The sequence below is a fragment of the Burkholderia cepacia complex sp. TUM26381 genome (assembly GCF_057439935.1).
Window position 1 is genome coordinate 2,052,195 of the sequence record NZ_CM172007.1, and the last position, 17,034, is coordinate 2,069,228.

Genomic DNA, 17,034 nt, shown 5'->3' on the forward strand with positions numbered 1-17,034 from the left:
GGACCTTGTCAGATAAGGCGCAGGTACTGCTGCATCATTGGGGTGACGGGTGCACGTGCTGCTGCGGGTTGCGTGCTCATGTGACCGGGAAAAGTTGCTATGGCTGCCCGAGTTTACCAGTGGCACTGACTGCGCCGCGCGAATCTAGTCATTTGGCCAACTAAGGCAATTCGACAATCGGTACCGGATCGGCAAGAATTGCATCATCGAGTCAACGCGGCGGCTTGCACGGCTGCCTACTTTCCCATCATGAACGCTAATGGACCCTCTATCGGGCAACTCGGTTTCGTCGCCGCAATCCTGATTTCGGCGATAGTTCGATGGAATAGTTGGCGCAAGTCGCGGGCGCAAGGTCTGAACCGCGCTCAGTTTGCCCTGGCAAGCGGGCTCACGGCTCAACGAGTGCGTGAACGAGCACGAAATGCACGTCTGTTAGGATGGGGCCTGATCTGCTTTCCGCTTGTACTAGCTGCCGTATCAATGATCCACCGTCGAGATCCGTGGCCGGTTCTAGTTACAGGTGTGATCCTATTTCAAGTTATCTTCGGGGGGCTCGGATGGATCTTTCTCTGGATCGCGAAAAGCAATGATGAGCTCGCTCGTCAGATGTAGGTAAGGGGGGCGCAATGGCGGAATTGAATATCGCGGAAGTTTTGTATCCAAGCAGTGCGCTGAGATACCGCTACAGCAGATACATGGCTGCTGATGGGCGGCGATGGATTCGGCACGGCCTCTTCGTTGAATACAGAGAGGACGGCACTCTCGCGTCTGAAGGAACCTACGAACACGGCGTTGAGCACGGAGTCTGGAAGGATTTCCATCCAAACGGACAACTAGCCGCCCTTGGGGACTACGATCACGGAACCGAAGCCGAGAACTGGACGTATTGGGATGCTGAAGGGCAACGCGAGATGAAGTGACGGCCGATCTCGACAGCGGCGAGCGTAGGTCTCAGCGTAACTTTCTACGCCAACCTTTGTCAGATAAGGCGCAGGTACTGCTGCATCATTGGAGTGACGGGTGCACGTGCTGCTGCGGGTTGCGTGCTCATGTGACCGGGGAAAGTTGCTTTGGCTGCCCGAGTTTACCAGTGGGCTGGACGGGATCGTCCGAAGTTTGCCATCCGGCCAGGTGCTGGGGGGCAAGCGGCGGCTGCCGGCCACAAACGGCCGTTCGACACTGCTTTTTAGATCGTCGACAATCGGTGCAGACAAGGTAAGGGCGTAGCCTTTAGCGGTTACCGTCGATCAGATCGTTCAGCAGCGCATCGAACGCGGCCTGTGCGTCTTCAAGTTCCTGCAGGGCGGCATCGAAGGTTTGCAGCGCGAACGGCGAAGGCTCGCCGCTGCCTTGCGGCGGAAATTGCTTTTGCATCGAGGCGAACGTACTCTGCACGCGCAGCGTGGCGGCCACCATGCGCTCCATCGCCTGGGTTTCTTCGGCTCGGGCCTGTTCCGGATTCATTCCTCTCTCCTTGGATGGTTTTCTTGAAGACCAGATCGTACACGCTGTGTCCGTTCTTGCCGCCCTTGGCAGAACGACTCCGTTGAAGGTTCCAACGGCACGCTGTGGGAGAAGCGATTAAATCGGGAATGATTCCGCAGTCGCGCCGAGGCCAAGATACTCATCGAGCGTGGCTACAAAATCCCGCTGCAGGTCACAACGATTGGCCGCTTTGGATAAATCTAAAGGGCCATTCAGGGTCGGCAGGCAACACCCACGAACATCCATGAAGAAACATTTCCGATCGCGACAATGAGAATCCTGCGCTTCGCCCCATTACTGGCGCTCGCCGCCGCCCCCGTCGTTCACGCCACCGACAGCCAGCCGTGCGGCGACGACACCGTCACGACCATCGCCCGTTGGGCCGGCATCGCCAGCGCCCGCATCGCCACGCGCGACGCGGACCGGCTCGTCGTCGCGTCGGCGTGCAAGGTCATGCCGAACGCGCCGGAAACGACGATCGCGGCCGTTGCGTTCGATTCGCTGCCAAAGAGCAAGAACCCGGACGAAAGCAGCAAGCTGCAGATCATCGCGTTAGTCGAAGGCGGCAAGGTCGTGGCAGCTGAGCGGTCGGAGGTTCAGGAAGACGCAGCGACCCAGATCGGCGAGAACAGCTATCGAATCGACACGGCGCCGTACCGGCTGTCTCCCGAGGTGCGCGCATTCGGCGTCGTGTTCACGAGCAGCGCGCGCGGGCCGAGCTGTCCCGATGCCGACGCCAGCGAAGAATTGACGCTGTGGGTGCGCGAAGGCAACCGTATCCGTCCGGTGTTCGGCACCAATCTCTACGGCTGGGTCAGTGTTGAAGGCGCGGCTTGCAGCGCCAGTTTGGGTGACGCGGTCAGCGAAGACGCCCGCATGACGATCGCCGTCGAAAAGACCGCCAGCCACGGTTTCGCAGATCTGTCGATCACTGCACATATCACCAGGAGCCAACGCAAGGACCACGACTACTCGGACGCGGGCAAACGCACTGCACGCACGGTCGTCCGTTACGACGGCAAGTCATACGGCATCGATATGTTCCGAAACTTCTGGTATTCCCCCGCCGCGATGAAGCGCTTCAAGTGAGACTGGGGCCCGCCGCCGCCCCGCCCGCCTACTCCACCACCTTCGGCCCGATCGCATCGCCCGACGCCGGCATCCGCAACGCGTCATCCCGCACGCGTCGCACCTCGCGCGCGGTATAGCGATCCTTCAACCGCAGGAACGGTTTCTCGACGAGGAAGTAACTGGCCGTCGCGGCCAGCAGCGCCCACACGATGCCAAGCGGAAACGCGTGCGGAACCGCCAGATCCGGGTTCGCGAACGGCTGCTGCCACAGATAGAGGCTGAACGAGATCGTGCCGACGAACACCACCGGCCGCGCGCGCAGCCAGCGAGCGCACCAGAACTCGCTGCGGAAATTCAGCACGACGATCACGATCGCGATCAGCGCGGCTTCGAGCGTCACACCATACGTCGCATTCCAGAACCCGCCGAGCCGATGTTCGGCGAGCGGCATCCCGAGCAGCACGATGAAAACGAGCGCCGTCACGATGCGCGCCTCGCCGCGCCACGAGCCGATCCACGCTTCGAGCCGTTCGCGGTTGAGCGATGCATAGCAGCCGATCAGGATCGGATCGACACCGGTGTGGAGCATCATCCCGAGTTGCCCGCGCAGCGCAGGCGCAACGAAATACGTGACGGCGCGCACCAGCGGCACGATCAGGATCAGCGCGGCCAGCCAGCGCGTGCCAGGGCGGCGCATGCCGAACCCAAACAGCAGCGGCCAGAACCAGTAGAACTGTTCCTCGAGCGCGAGCGACCAGAAATGGCCGAGATACCACGCACCGTCCGGATGCAGCGCGTTGTCGCCGGTCAGCCCGAACCACGCCGAGTAATTCCACAGGTGCAGCGCCGCATACAGCCACTGCCGGCGATCGACGTCGAACCAGCCGGCAAACGCCACGATCGCGACGGCCGCGAGATAGACATAGCAAGCCGGCCAGATCCGCAACGCGCGGCGCACATAGAACGACGTCAGCGCGATGCCGCCGGTGCGCGCGAACTCGGCGCGCAGCACGTTGGTAATCAGGAAGCCGCTCAGGACGAAGAAGATCAGCACACCGAGCCGGCCGTCGGCGATCAGCCGCAACGGCGCGTACCAGCCCGTATAGCCGCCCGGCAGTACATGCTCGGCGTGTCCGACCACCACCATCGCGACCGCGACGGCGCGCAACCCGGTCAACTGCGTGACGCGATGGTTCATCGGCTGGTTCCCGTTGGCACGGTAAAGGAGCAGGAGATGGCCGGCGCGCCGACTGGCACGCCGATATGCCGCCGGGATTTTGTATGAAAAATATCGGAATGAAATTGCTTCAAAAATCCCCGGGGCAAATACCGGAGGCACCGCTGCGCCGCAACGCCCCGACGTCCGGCGCGGCGAATGGGCATAATGACTAGCCTTGCCCGGCGGCGGCCGGACCGATGCCCACGCAACGATTTTTGCGGCGCAGCAACACCCGACGTACCGTACCCGCCCGCGCACCGGCCCGCGCCTCGCCCGCCCCCTGTCGACCCTCACCCGGAGCCTGCCTGTGTACCCACCGATCGAACCTTACGCCCACGGCCACCTCGATACCGGCGACGGCCATCGCATCTACTGGGAGCGCTGCGGCAACCCGGCCGGCAAACCCGCCGTGTTCCTGCACGGCGGCCCCGGCGCCGGCTGCAGCCCCGACCATCGCCGCCTGTTCGATCCCGAGCGCTACGACATCCTGCTGTTCGACCAGCGCGGCTGCGGGCGCTCGACGCCGCATGCGAGCCTCGAGAACAACACGACGTGGCATCTGGTCGCCGATATCGAACGCCTGCGCGAGATGGTCGGCGCCGAGCAATGGCTCGTGTTCGGCGGATCGTGGGGCAGCGCGCTGTCGATCGCGTACGCGGAAACGCACCCCGAACGCGTGAGCGCATTGATCGTGCGCGGCATCTTCACGATGCGCCGCGCAGAACTGCTGTGGTACTACCAGGAAGGCGCATCGTGGCTGTTCCCCGATCTGTGGGAAGACTTCCTTGCGCCGATTCCGGAAGCCGAGCGCAGCGACCTGATGGCCGCCTATCATCGCCGCCTGACCGGCGACGACGAAGTCGCCAAGCTCGAAGCCGCGCGCGCATGGAGCATCTGGGAAGGCCGCACGATCACGCTGCTGCCCGATCCCAGGCTCGCCGCGCATTTCGCGGACGGCCACTACGCGCTCGCGTTCGCGCGGATCGAAAACCACTACTTCGTGAACAAGGGCTTCGTCGAGGAAGGTCAGTTGCTGCGCGACGCCCATCGCCTCGCCGGCATTCCGGGCGTGATCGTGCAAGGCCGCTATGACGTCGCGACGCCCGCACGCACCGCGTGGGAACTGTCGAAGGCGTGGCCGGAGGCGACGTTCGAGATCGTGCCCGGCGCCGGGCACGCATACAACGAACCGGGGATCCTGGAAGCGTTGATCGCGGCGACGGACAGGTTCGCCGCGTAGTCCGCACAAGCGCAACACAACGCGGCGCGGCGCGTGCTGCCGTGCCTGCCGGCACGCCCACGCGCCGCCCGGTCAGAGCGCGGTTTCGACGATCGTCCTGCCGCTGATTGCCCGCTCGACGAGTTGTTCGTCTCCGACCTTGCGGATCGCGTCGTCGAGCAGCCCCTCCGGTTCTTCGGTCGCCACCTTCAGCAAGCCCGACAGGCCGCGCGCGTCGAGCACGACCAGCGTTTCCATCGAATCCGCGCGGCTCACGAGCACGCGGCGCAGCGCCGGCCCCGCGCCGAAACTCGCGCAGAGTGCAATCGTCTCGCTGCCGAGCGTGTAGTCGAAGTGCTTGATCATGGTCTGCCGCCGTTGCAAGGACAGGGTGACGCGCGACGGCGCGGCGCCGTGACGTCGACGCACCCGCGCGTGCCGCCGGCGCGCCGGACCAGGGTCCGGACCGTTCACCGGCATCACCATGCTAGGCGTGCAGTATTAACGAAGACTTAAAGCACCGGCCCGGTATCCGGCGCCGCTCGGACGAGCATGGTGGAGAGCCAAACCAGCCGGCCGTTGCACTGCCAACACTCACCACGAATAGCCCTGCATGCCGTAGTCGGTGTCGTGCCGGCGTCCCCACCACGGCAGGTAGGCGTTGTTTCCGCCGCGTGCGCGGAACCAGTCCTTGTCCGGATCGATCGTCGTAAGCGTCGACGGTGGCAAAACGACGACCGCGACCGGATGGTCTGGATCGGTCGTACCGGCGACCAGCGCATTTCCGCCATAGTGGTTGATCCGCCCGATCGCGAGCGCAACATCGGTCAATGCGCTCCCTGTACCCATGTCACCGAGGAGTGCGGCCGTGTTGAACGACTGCTTCGAGTGGTCGTATTCGGGAATCGTTTCCGTCAAGGTCTGGGCGAGCGCGGCAAGACGTGCCGACGATGCATTGCTGCCTGTACCTGCGTCGTGAACGATGAAATGGAGGTCCGGTACCGCGACACCGGCATTGCGTGCGGCTCGATCGATGGTCGCCTTCCACGCCTGCACGATGCGCGTCGTGCCAACCTTCGGCGGAAAGTCACGCGAGTTGCCGGTTGCGGCCCGGCCGATCCAGGCGAGCGGTTCGCGCTCGGTGTTGAAGGTTGGGCCCGTGAGAAACAGCACGACAAGGTTTTCGTTGATCTGCGCATCCGTGGGCGGGAAGCTCGGTGCATCCCAGTTCATTACCCAGACGCTCTTGTCGGGGTTCGCCTGCAAGTAGTCCAACGCCTTGTTCAGCGATGTGAAGCCGGCGTTCGCACCGCCTTGCGTGATTTGTACATCGGGGAGCGTGCCGCTGCTCCACATCGTCGGGAAATTTGGATTACCGATCGAGAAGGTCTTTCGAATTGAGTCCCGCAAGTAGCTTTGCGACTCGGTTGCGTCAAGTCGCTCCGGAATGGCAAGTTCGACACGGATGCCAGCCAATTCGCGCCAGTCGTGTTTATTGTCAGGTTTTACCGTGTAGAAATATTTCGCGTTGCTCGCATAGCGTGAGCGAAGCAGCAGCGGAAACTTGTACATGTACTTGTGATAGAAACCCTTGAACGTCTCCGTTCCACGATTACCGTATACCAGCGCGCCAATTGATTGAAGCTTCGCAAATGACTTCGGATCGGTGCGAACCATGTCATCGTTCGTATTCGGCGCGGCAAGCCCCTGTGTCCACAACAATTGCCATTCGGTTGGGTAGTCCATGCGTTGCAACGGATTCAACCAGATCAGGCCGACAACCTGTGCAACAAATGGCTTCGCTGGCGCTTCTGCAGTCGGGGTTGCATTTGACGCTGGCTCCGGGACAGGTGCGGAATGTGCCGAACGCACTATGGCCGTCGTGAACAGAAACGCCATGAGCGCCACCAGGCTGGGCACAACGACAAATCGCTTCATCCAATCTCCTACTTCCAATTGTGTTGGATCTGGTTGTTCTACGTGCGCCATCAGCGAGGCCATGACCAGGGCCGCGATCGTCCATGCTGCGACCGCAACAGCGACACGTCGCGGCCATGTAGCGATCAGCGCCTTCATACCGCCCTACCGACCTTCAGATAAAACTGCCCTTCGCGTTCATCCACGATTGCGGTCGGCATCCTGCCTTCGCTGTTCTCCTCATGTATCCAATCCTGTATCGATAGATCGTCAAGTTCACCACGTGCAAAATAGTCGTAGTACTTCTTGTTCGGATTGTCATCGGGGACGCCGTCCCCCATCCTCCAATCTGCCTCAATCCGCAAGTCGTAGAGCTGATCCGGCGTCAGATAGCAAAGCCCGACCGCGACGTCGTACGCAAGCGCCTTTTCAGCATGCTCCGGATTGGTCATCGTCGTGGAGTGGTTCGTCGGGCTGTTGGTCGAGCCACGATCGAGCCAATCGACAATTTGCTTGTCGCGCCATTCCTTGTAGCCATCGGGCATTGCGCTCTTGCCGTCCTCGCCGATCACGCGGCCTTCGCCATCGAGCCAATCCGTGTTCAGTGTCCGCCGCGCCCCCATCCGCATCAGCGCGCGGTCCTCATAGCGCTGTCCGGCTTCACTCTCTGCCGTCCCTTGCGCGACGCTGTCCTGATTCCTTGCCTTGTACTGATCGTACGGATCGTCGGCCCGCTTGTCGGTATCGGTCTTGCTCGCGTCGCGCCATGCAGCGGGCGGATCATTGCCTTCGTTGAAATCGCTTGTCGCGTCGCCGTCCTTCGTTTCGACCGGCTGGCCGAACCGCAACGCCTTCGGCTGGAACGGCTCGTCAAGTGCCGGGGCGTCCGCCACCACGGTCCAGCCCTTCGGCGGATCGGCATTCACGCGGAGCATATTCAACGCCGAACTGATCCCGGTCACGACGAACATGAGCGGCGCAGTTGCTAGCGTCGCCGCCACGCCCCAGACAGTCTCGTTCCCTTTGAGCGCACCGACGAGATTGAATTTGGCGGGTGGCGAAGGCGGATACCAGAATCCCGACGTCTTTCCCTTCTGCACGCGCCGCCAGTCATCTTCCCAATACCGGTAGGGCTTCTGCACGCCAACCGGGAAACCAGACGCAAAGACGCGCTGCGTCAGAACGCCAGCCGCACCGATATCGTCGAGTTCGTGCTTGCCGATGCCGCGCCAGCCGATGCCTTGCACCGTCACCGCCGAAATCACCTGATCGTGCGGGCAGCAATAGGCCGTGACGCGCCCATACGTCGATTCATTCAGGCCGTACCGCACACGATCCTCTTGTGTCGCGTAAGACCTGTTGCTTGTCGGTGATACCCGCTCGTTGACCATCTCTTCATCGATCCTGCTGGCGGGTAGCCCGTGGGCTTTGCGCGTGCCGACGATCGACAGAAACGTGCCGAACGTTATCGCGCGCGCGGCGTAGGTCTGCCGTCCGCGACGGCCGCTGCCGTCCTTCGTCGCGCGTTGCGACCATGTATCCATGAACGTATCGGATGGGTTGGGGCCGTCTGCGCGCGCCAGACTATACGGCGCATTCGCCAGCACGTAGGCGTCCGCCACGCAATGCCCGCTGCGTCCCCAGGGATCTTCGGCATCCGGCAGCGCATCGCCGAAGAACGCGGCCGTCAGGCCCACGATATTGCCCTGGCTATGGCATACGACGGTAATCGGGACGTCGGCCTGCATTCGACGAATCGACTCGATCAGCCGGGCCAGGCGCAACGCGGCGAGCACGCCATACGCGCGGGGCGGCGCGCGATACAGGGGCCGGTTGGTCGGATTGATACCCTGCACGGTCATCCATCCGGCCGTGCGATCGTCGAGGCCCCCGTGCCAAAGATCGGGCAGACTCGCACAGCCATTCGTGAACGGACCGCCGCCCCAATAGTCCTTCTCGTTCAGGAAAATCTTGTCGCCGTACTCTTTCAGCTCTTCGGCTGTCGCCCGGTAGCCCCACCGGAAATGGATGACGGGCGAAAACGACGGATCCGGCTTGACGTAGTTGTCCGCAAGCAGCTTCGGATTCAGGAATCCGTCCGGCGTCACGCTTTTCGTGTACTTCGCAGGCTTCAACTGCCCGGCATCGATGCCGCGATACTTCAGTTGATCGTCCAGGCGCCCGAGCCGCCGATTCAGGACGTCGCACAGTCCCTGCTCGGATGCCGCGAACCATTCGCCTTCGGAATTCACACCGTGTACGAAGATGACGATACCGGGCAACGGCAATTGCTTGATGCAAATCAGCCGGGTGTCCTTTGTCAACATCGCCCCCCCTTCGCCCCGGCCGACCATGATCGGTGGAGGCTTGCGTGACGTCGCGGTGCGGCCTGATTCGGTTGCATCGACCGATCGTGCGACGGGTTCTGCCGTCGTCGATTCAAGATCGGGATAAAGCTGGGTCACCCTGGCTCCTGCGCGCGGTTCGGTGTTGTTCTGCCGTTCTGCCGCCAGTCATTCAAGCTGACCGTACATGAACGTAGACCCGGATCATCGGAAATCCGCGCACCAGCGCACAAGTGCAGTTTTCTCTTTTCCTAAGAAATTGAACCCGTCTGATTAAATTGCCGCGAATGTCATCCGACATTCCGGTCATGTCTCACGGTCGAGTACTAAGCCTCTACCGAGCCACGAGGTTGCGACTGTCAAATTCGTGTCGCCGTCATCGGCATATGCACCCGCCCGCCGCAGTCAACCAACGACCGGTCCGATCAGCGAGCCCGCGCTGCGGACCCGCGTCAATCGACGTCGAGCGGTTCGACCGTCACCCCGACCTTCAGCTCCTGATCCGCGCCACCGCCGCGAATCACGCCGCGCAACGGCGTCACGTCGGCATAGTCGCGGCCGATCGACAGCATCACGTAGTCGTCGCCCGGCGCGCGATCGTTGGTCGGATCGAGCTGCAGCCAGCCGTTGTCCTCGGGCCACGCCGGGTCGTACACCTCGACCCACGCATGCGACGCATCGGCGCCGATCAGCCGAGGCTGACCGGGCGGCGGCTGCGTGAGCAGGTAGCCGCTCACGTAACGCGCGGCCAGCCCGAGCGAGCGCAATGCGCCGATCATCACGTGCGCGAAATCCTGGCAGACGCCCTTGCGCAACCGCAGCGCGTCGAGCGCCGACGTCGTGATGTCGGTGCTGTTCGGCGTGTACGCGAAATCGGCGTGCACGCACCGCATCAGGTCCCAGGCGGCCTGCACGAGCGGCCGCTGCGGCGTGAAGCTCGCGGCCGCATACGCGGCAAGTTCGGGATCGCACGCGACGTGCGGCGACGCGAACACGAATTCACTCGCCGCGTCGTACGGCTGCCCCGCGCGGAACCGCAAGCGGTCGCGCACGGCCTCCCACGTGGTCGCACGTCTTGCGTCGGGATTCGCGATCGCGGGCGGCGGCTCGCCGCGCGCGCCGAGCGACCACACGGGCGGCGTCACGCGCACCGTGCTGCGGCTGCGCACGAGCAGCGCGTCGTGCGGCTGGTTCAGCGCGAACGACGCACGCGCATTGCCGAATGCGTCGATCTCCGTGCCGACCGATTCCGGTGCGGGCTCGATGTCGAGCGAGAACGACAGCACCTGCTGGCGCGGCGTCACGAGCGGTTGCAGGCGCGCCTGGTGCTGCGCGGATTCGACACGCGCCGCGTAACGGTATTCGGTGTCGTGCGTGACGCGCAGCAACCGGCCGGGTGCAACGGCGGCGGGTGCAGCCGCTGCTTGTCGTGCATTGCCGGCGCCAGGCGGCGCCTTTCCCGCGCCTTTCGTTGTCACCATAGCGTCCTGCCCGCCTCGCGCACGTGGCTGAAGTAGCGCTCGCCGATCCGGTTCGACAGTTCCCAGACCGCTTTCACGGTCGTGTCGAGCGCGGCGAGCAGCCTGTCGTGCCGGCCGCCTTCCGCGGTTTCGCACAGCTCGTGCAGCGACCACGCGGGCACGTCCGGAATCGTCTCGGCCAGCTCGGACAGCGCATAGCCTTCGCTGCGCTCGACCTTCGTCAACCGGCCGCGCAGCGCCTGCACGACCCAGCCGAGCGAGCGCGGGTTGTCGGTATCGAGCACGACGAGCGACAGCAGCGGCGCGACGTCAAAGCCACGCTGGAACCGCGAACGGAACGTGATCGTGCTGTCGAACAGCTCCAGCACGAGTTCGAAACCATCCTGGCGATGCACCGCCCCTTCGTCGAATGCGAACTTCAGCACGCTGCACAGGAAGTCCAGCCGGTCGATCTGCCGGCCGATCGACAGCAAGCGCCAGCCGTCGTCGCGCGTCATGTTGTCGGTCTGCGCGCCGGTGATCGCGCCGAGCAGCAGGCCGAGGCGCTCCAGCAGCTGCAGCGCCTCGTTGCCGATCTGCTCTTCGGCCTCGGGCAAACCGGCACTGTCCGCGAACAGTTGTGTCGCGTCGTCGATCAGCCGCCATTGATCGCTCGACAGCCGTTCGCGGATCGCGGCAGCCGCACCGCGCATCCCGAACAGGCACGACGCGATGCCCGACGTGCGATCCGCGCCGCGCGTCAGCGACGTCGCGAGCGCGTGCTGGAACGCGCGCGGCGCATCGACGGCATTCGGCGCATCGGCCGCGATCAGGCCCGTGTCGCGGCACAGCGTGTCGATCAGCTCCAGATGCGCGGGACTGTCGACGTCGTCTTCGCCGCGCAGCCGTTCGAGCGCGGCGCGCGCCAGCCGCATCAGGTTGGTTGCGCGCTCGGTGTAACGACCGAGCCAGAACAGGTTCTCAGCCGCACGGCTCGCGATCGCGCGCGGCCGCTCGACGAGGTCGTCAGGGCCGAGGTGCGTCTGCAGCAGCGTCGTCGAATCGACGATGCCCTCGGTCATCACCCACGTATCGACGGTGCTGCCGCCGCGCGGCATCGGCGCATTGAACAGCGTGTCGCGCGTACCGACCCGCGACAGCCCGCCCGGCAGGAGCCGCCAGCGCTGTGCGCCGTCAGCGAGCGCGAAGACGCGCATCAGCACCGGCTTCGGCACGATGCGGGCACTGCCGTTGCCGTCGGGTGCGTCTTGCCGCGGCCAGGTCGGCGCCTGCGACAGCGGCAGGTCGGCCTGCACCGTGTAGTGTTCGGGCCGCGCGAGGATACGTGCGCGCCATTCGGCCAGCTGTGCCTGCGTGAGCCGCGCGCCGATCACCGGCTCGAACGCGCCGCCGGCCTGCACGTCGGGTGGATAGGATGCCTTGACGATACTGCGCGCGAGCTGCGGCAACGCATCGTCGCAGGCAGCCGCCTCGCCGCACCACCACGAATGCACGGCCGGCAGCGTCAGCGTTTCGCCGAGCAGCCCTTCCGCGAGGCGCGGCATGAAGCCGAGCATCGCCGGCGATTCGAGGAAGCCCGAGCCGGGCGCGTTCGCGAGCAGCACGTTGCCCGCGCGCACGGCCTGCAGCAGCCCCGGCACGCCGAGCATCGAATCGGGCCGCAGTTCGAGCGGATCGAGCCACGCGTCGTCGACGCGGCGCAGGATGCCGTGCACCGGTTCGAGCCCGCGCAGGGTCTTCAGGAAGACGCGGTTGTCGCGCGCGGTCAGGTCGCCGCCTTCGACGAGCGTGAGGCCGAGGTAGCGCGCGAGATACGCGTGCTCGAAATACGTCGCGCTGTGCGGCCCCGGTGTCAGCAACACGATCCGCGAATTCTTGCGGGCCGGGCTGAGCGACTGCATGCTCTGCAGCAGCGCGCGATACGCGGACGCGAGCCGCTGCACGCGCAGCCCGCGAAACCCGCGCGGAAAGAGCCGCGACACGATCAACCGGTTTTCGAGCAGGTAGCCGAGTCCGGCCGCGCCCTGCGTGTGCTGCGCGACGATCCGCCACTGCCCGTCCGGGCCGCGCGCGAGATCGAACGCGACGACGTGCAGCCACGTGTCGCCCGGCACGCGCGCACCGCGCATCGCGCGCAGGTAGCCGGGATGCCCGGTGACGAGCGCAGGCGGCAGCAGCCCGCGCTGCAGGATCGTCTGCGGCCCGTACAGGTCGGCCAGCGTCGCGTTGAGCAGCCGCACGCGCTGCAGCACGCCGCGCTCGATCGCGACCCAGTCCTCGGGCGTGACGATCAGCGGCAGCAGGTCGAGCGACCACGGGCCGGCCGCGCCGTCGCCCGCGCGCTGCTCGTGCAGCTGGTAGAACAGTCCGTTCTCGCGCATGCGCCGGTGCAGCGCGTCGGCGCGGCGATCGAGGTCGGCCACGCCGTCGCTGCCGATCGATGTGAAGAAACTGCGCCATGCGGGCGCGAGCGCAGGCGCGTTCAGGCCGGCGGCGCTGCCGCGCAGTTCGTCGTAACGGCCGGCCGCCGCCGGCGCCGCAAGCGCGGCGGCCAGTTCGGCGGCGTCCGGCTGCGCGCCGGAATCGAAAAGCGTGGGCATCGCGTCGGGGGCGGCGAGATGATCGGTGTCAATGGGCGGCACGATGTCGTTCCGTCGTCAGGGTGCAACCGCGCACGCGCGCCGCCGCACCGGCGGCAAGCTGCTGCGGTGCGCGGCCGCAATCTGCCCGCATCCTAGCATTCCGGCGAGGCCGCCGGGAGGTCGCGAGCCGCGCATCGTCGTCCGCCCCGTCATCGATGGATCAAGGCCGCCGCAAGTCGAGCGTGAACGGGAATTCGCGGCTCGGCGCAGCCGCCGCGACATCCATCCGCCCCGGCGTATGCCCCATCTCGACGAAGCGTGCGAGCCGGCGGCTCTCGGCTTCGTATGCATTGACCGGGAAGGTCGCGTAGTTGCGCCCGCCCGGATGCGCGACGTGATAGCGGCAGCCGCCGAGCGAGCGCTGCAGCCACGTATCGACGATGTCGAACGTGAGCGGCACATGCACGCCGATGGTCGGATGCAGCGCGGACGGCGGCGACCACGCCTTGTAGCGCACCCCCGCGACGTACTCGCCGACGGTGCCGGTCGGCTGCAGCGGCAGCGCCCGGCCGTTGACGGTCACGACGTGCCGGTTGTCGTTCAGCCCCGTCACGCGCACTTCGAGCCGCTCGACCGACGAATCGACGTAGCGCACCGTGCCGCCGGGCGCGCCCTCCTCGCCCATCACGTGCCACGGTTCCAGCGCACCGCGCAGCGACAGCTGCATGCCGTTCACCGCGATCTGGCCGAACAGCGGGAAACGGAATTCGAAGTGCGGCGCGAACCACGCCGGATCGAACGCGAACCCGGCATCGCGCAGTTCGGCCAGCACGTCGTCGAAATCCATCTGAAGAAACTCGGGCAGCATGAAGCGGTCGTGCAGCGCGGTACCCCAGCGCGTGAGCGGCGTCGTGTACGGCGCGGCCCAGAAACGCGCGACCAGTGCGCGCAGCAGCAGTTGCTGCACGATGCTCATCCGCGCATGCGGCGGCATCTCGAACGCGCGCAGTTCGAGCAGGCCGAGCCGGCCCGTCGACGAATCGGGCGAATACAGCTTGTCGATGCAGAACTCGCTGCGGTGCGTGTTGCCCGTCACGTCGATCAGCAGGTTGCGCAGCACGCGGTCGACGAGCCACGGCGGCATGTCCTGCCCGAACAGCAGCTTGTTGCGCTGGATCTCGGCGAATGCAATGTCGAGTTCGTAGAGCTGGTCGTTGCGCGCCTCGTCGACCCGCGGCGCCTGGCTCGTCGGTCCGATGAACAGCCCCGAGAACAGGTAGGACAGCGACGGATGGTTGTGCCAGTACGCGATCAGGCTCGCGAGCAGATCCGGGCGGCGCAGGAACGGGCTGTCGGCCGGCGTCGCGCCGCCGAGCACGAAGTGGTTGCCGCCGCCGGTGCCGACGTGGCGGCCATCGACCATGAACTTCTCGCTGCACAGCCGCGACTGCCACGCGGCGTCGTACAGGAATTCGGTGTGGTCGACGAGTTCGTCGAAGCTCGCGGCCGGATGGATGTTCACCTCGATCACGCCGGGGTCGGGCGTCACCTGCAGCAGCTTCAGCCGTGCATCGCGCGGCGGCGGATAGCCTTCGAGCACGAGCTTCACGCCGAGCGCGTGCGCGGTCAGCTCGATCGCGCCGAGCAGGTCGAGATAATCCTCGAGCGCGGCGAGCGGCGGCATGAACAGGTACAGGATGCCGTTGCGCACTTCGACGCACAGCGCGGTGCGCGTGATCCACGCGGCCGATTCGAAGCGCTCGGGCCGGCGCTGCGGATCGTGCGCAGCGGCTCGACCGCCCGCGGCCGTGCCGTCGCTGCGCCGCTGCATGACCGTCTGCGCGGACGCTTCGCGATGCACGCCGGACAGGTAGCGCGGCGCGTCGGCCGGGCCCGCGTAGTGCGCACGGATCGCGGCGGCGTCCGGCAACGCGGTGCGCGGCGCGAACGGATCGCGTTCGACCAGATACGGATAGTCGGCGCTCGCGACCCACGGCAGCGAATCGAGCGGCAGCCGATAGCCCATCGGCGAATCGCCCGGCACGAGGTACATCCGCTCGTCGCGGAAGAACCACGGGCCCGTCTGCCAGCGCGGCCCGTCGAGGCCGGGTGCATCGTCCACGCGCTTCATCGGCAGCACGTAGCCGACGACGCTGTCGAGCTGCTGATCGAACACCTTGCGCAACCGCGCGCGCTCGAGCTCGTCGTCGAGTCGCGAGTCGAACGGATCGACGTTGACGGGCAGCCGGCGCTCGCGCCACAGGTAGTACCAGACATCCTCGTAGCCGGGCCGGATGAATTCGCCGGTCAGGTTCAGCCGCGCGGCAAGCGCATCGATGAAGCGCTTCGCGTCGCCGGTCGTATACGCGGACGGCTCGCGCTCGTCGGCGAACAGCGACGGATCGTGCCACACGGGCTGGCCGTCCGCGCGCCAGAAAATCGACAGCGCCCAGCGTGGCAGTTGCTCGCCCGGGTACCACTTGCCCTGCCCGAAGTGCAGGAAACCGCCGTCGCCGTACTCCGCGCGCAGCCGCTGCACGAGTTCGGTCGCGTAGCCTCGTTTGGTCGGGCCGAGCGCATCGGTGTTCCACTCGGCGCCGTCGCGATCGTCGATCGACACGAAGGTCGGCTCGCCGCCCTGCGTGAGCCGCACGTCGCCGGCCGCCAGCGCGCCGTCGACCTGCGCGCCGAGCGCCAGCACGGCGTCCCATTGCGACTCCGTATACGGCTTCGTCACGCGCGGCGATTCGTACACGCGCGTCACGCCCATCTCGTGCTCGAACGACACCTCGCATTCGTCGATCAGCCCTTCGACCGGCGCGGCGCTCGTCGGCTGCGGCGTGCACGCGAGCGGGATATGCCCTTCGCCGGCAAGCAGGCCCGACGTCGGGTCGAAACCGATCCAGCCGGCGCCGGGCAGGTAGACCTCGCACCATGCGTGCAGGTCGGTGAAATCGACCGACGTGCCGCTCGGGCCGTCGAGCGATTTCACGTCGGGCGTGAGCTGGATCAGGTAGCCCGACACGAAACGCGCGGCGATGCCGAGATGACGGCACAGCTGCACGAGCAGCCACGCGCTGTCGCGGCACGATCCGGACGCGAGCTCGAGCGTCTGCTCGGGCGTCTGCACGCCGGGCTCCATCCGCACGAGATAGCCGATGTCGCGCTGCAGCTGCTGGTTCAGCGCGACGAGGAAGTTCACGGTGCCGGCCGGCGTGAGGTCGACACCGTCCAGATACGTGCGGAACAGCGTCGACGCGCTCGTCTGCGGATCGCACGCGAGATACGGCGCGAGCTCGGTCTTCAGCGCGTCGTCATAGCTGAACGGGTATTGCTCGGCGCTCGCTTCGAGGAAGAAGTCGAACGGGTTGTACACCGACATCTCGGCGACGAGATCGATCGTGATTTCGAAATGCTCGGTGCGCTCCGGAAACACGAGCCGCGCGAGATAGTTCGAGAACGGATCCTGCTGCCAGTTGATGAAGTGCTGCGCGGGCTCGACCGTCATCGAATACGCGAGGATCGGCGTCCGGCAATGCGGCGCGGGCCGCAACCGCACGACCTGCGGGCCGAGATTGACGAGCCGGTCGTAGCGATAGCGGGTGGTGTGATGCAGCGCGACGTGGATGGACATGGGAGCTCGGTTCGGGTTGGGCCGGCCGCGCACGCCGCGTCGCACTCGACGCGGCGGCCCGGCATGGCGGATTCGGCGAAA

The 17,034-nt window shown here is 65.6% G+C and carries 11 protein-coding genes; 3 read left to right on the forward strand and 8 right to left on the reverse strand.

Annotation, left to right across the window (positions count from 1 at the left end):
• Nucleotides 1-626 precede the first annotated feature (626 nt).
• Complete coding sequence (locus tag ACWMMN_RS25905; protein ID WP_256086513.1) at nt 627-920, forward strand: toxin-antitoxin system YwqK family antitoxin; 294 nt, start codon at nt 627-629, stop codon at nt 918-920.
• 310 nt (nt 921-1,230) lie between these two features.
• Here ACWMMN_RS25905 and ACWMMN_RS25910 read toward each other — a convergent pair whose 3' ends face one another.
• On the reverse strand, nt 1,231-1,464 hold the full coding sequence (locus ACWMMN_RS25910; protein ID WP_011549124.1) for a hypothetical protein: 234 nt from the start codon (nt 1,462-1,464) through the stop codon (nt 1,231-1,233).
• Nucleotides 1,465-1,755: 291 nt separating this feature from the next.
• Here ACWMMN_RS25910 and ACWMMN_RS25915 point away from each other — a divergent pair, with 291 nt between their 5' ends.
• The gene (locus ACWMMN_RS25915) at nt 1,756-2,574 is read left to right on the forward strand and encodes a PA3715 family protein (protein ID WP_059237061.1); all 819 of its coding nucleotides are present in this window, start codon (nt 1,756-1,758) and stop codon (nt 2,572-2,574) included.
• A gap of 28 nt (nt 2,575-2,602) precedes the next feature.
• Here the strand turns inward: ACWMMN_RS25915 and ACWMMN_RS25920 are convergent, their stop codons facing one another.
• On the reverse strand, nt 2,603-3,754 hold the full coding sequence (locus ACWMMN_RS25920; protein WP_059237062.1) for an acyltransferase family protein: 1,152 nt from the start codon (nt 3,752-3,754) through the stop codon (nt 2,603-2,605).
• Between the two features lie 328 nt (nt 3,755-4,082).
• On the opposite strand from ACWMMN_RS25920, the gene pip reads away from it, so the two are divergent.
• Nucleotides 4,083-5,015 carry a prolyl aminopeptidase gene (gene pip, locus ACWMMN_RS25925; protein ID WP_059237063.1) on the forward strand — a complete coding sequence of 311 codons (933 nt, stop codon included), beginning with the start codon at nt 4,083-4,085 and terminating at the stop codon, nt 5,013-5,015.
• Nucleotides 5,016-5,087: 72 nt separating this feature from the next.
• Here the strand turns inward: pip and ACWMMN_RS25930 are convergent, their stop codons facing one another.
• The 6 genes from ACWMMN_RS25930 to ACWMMN_RS25955 all read right to left on the reverse strand — a co-directional run bounded on the left by ACWMMN_RS25930 (nt 5,088) and on the right by ACWMMN_RS25955 (nt 16,953).
• Nucleotides 5,088-5,360: a hypothetical protein gene (locus ACWMMN_RS25930; protein WP_048251347.1), complete on the reverse strand. Its 273-nt coding sequence runs from the start codon at nt 5,358-5,360 to the stop codon at nt 5,088-5,090.
• Nucleotides 5,361-5,588: 228 nt separating this feature from the next.
• A complete protein-coding gene (locus ACWMMN_RS25935) occupies nt 5,589-7,070 on the reverse strand; it encodes a virulence factor (RefSeq protein WP_226195975.1) in 1,482 nt (493 codons plus the stop codon).
• Nucleotides 7,067-9,265, reverse strand: coding sequence for a T6SS effector phospholipase Tle3 domain-containing protein (locus ACWMMN_RS25940; protein WP_486424099.1), 2,199 nt, complete (start codon nt 9,263-9,265; stop codon nt 7,067-7,069). The genes ACWMMN_RS25935 and ACWMMN_RS25940 overlap by 4 nt, the downstream gene beginning before the upstream one ends.
• Before the next feature lie 443 nt (nt 9,266-9,708).
• Nucleotides 9,709-10,737: a transglutaminase family protein gene (locus ACWMMN_RS25945; protein WP_486423306.1), complete on the reverse strand. Its 1,029-nt coding sequence runs from the start codon at nt 10,735-10,737 to the stop codon at nt 9,709-9,711.
• The gene (locus ACWMMN_RS25950) at nt 10,731-13,337 is read right to left on the reverse strand and encodes a circularly permuted type 2 ATP-grasp protein (RefSeq protein ID WP_486424100.1); all 2,607 of its coding nucleotides are present in this window, start codon (nt 13,335-13,337) and stop codon (nt 10,731-10,733) included. Before ACWMMN_RS25950 ends, ACWMMN_RS25945 begins: the two co-directional genes overlap by 7 nt.
• A gap of 202 nt (nt 13,338-13,539) precedes the next feature.
• Nucleotides 13,540-16,953, reverse strand: a complete 3,414-nt coding sequence (locus tag ACWMMN_RS25955) for a transglutaminase family protein (RefSeq protein WP_486423307.1) — start codon at nt 16,951-16,953, stop codon at nt 13,540-13,542.
• Nucleotides 16,954-17,034 lie beyond the last annotated feature (81 nt).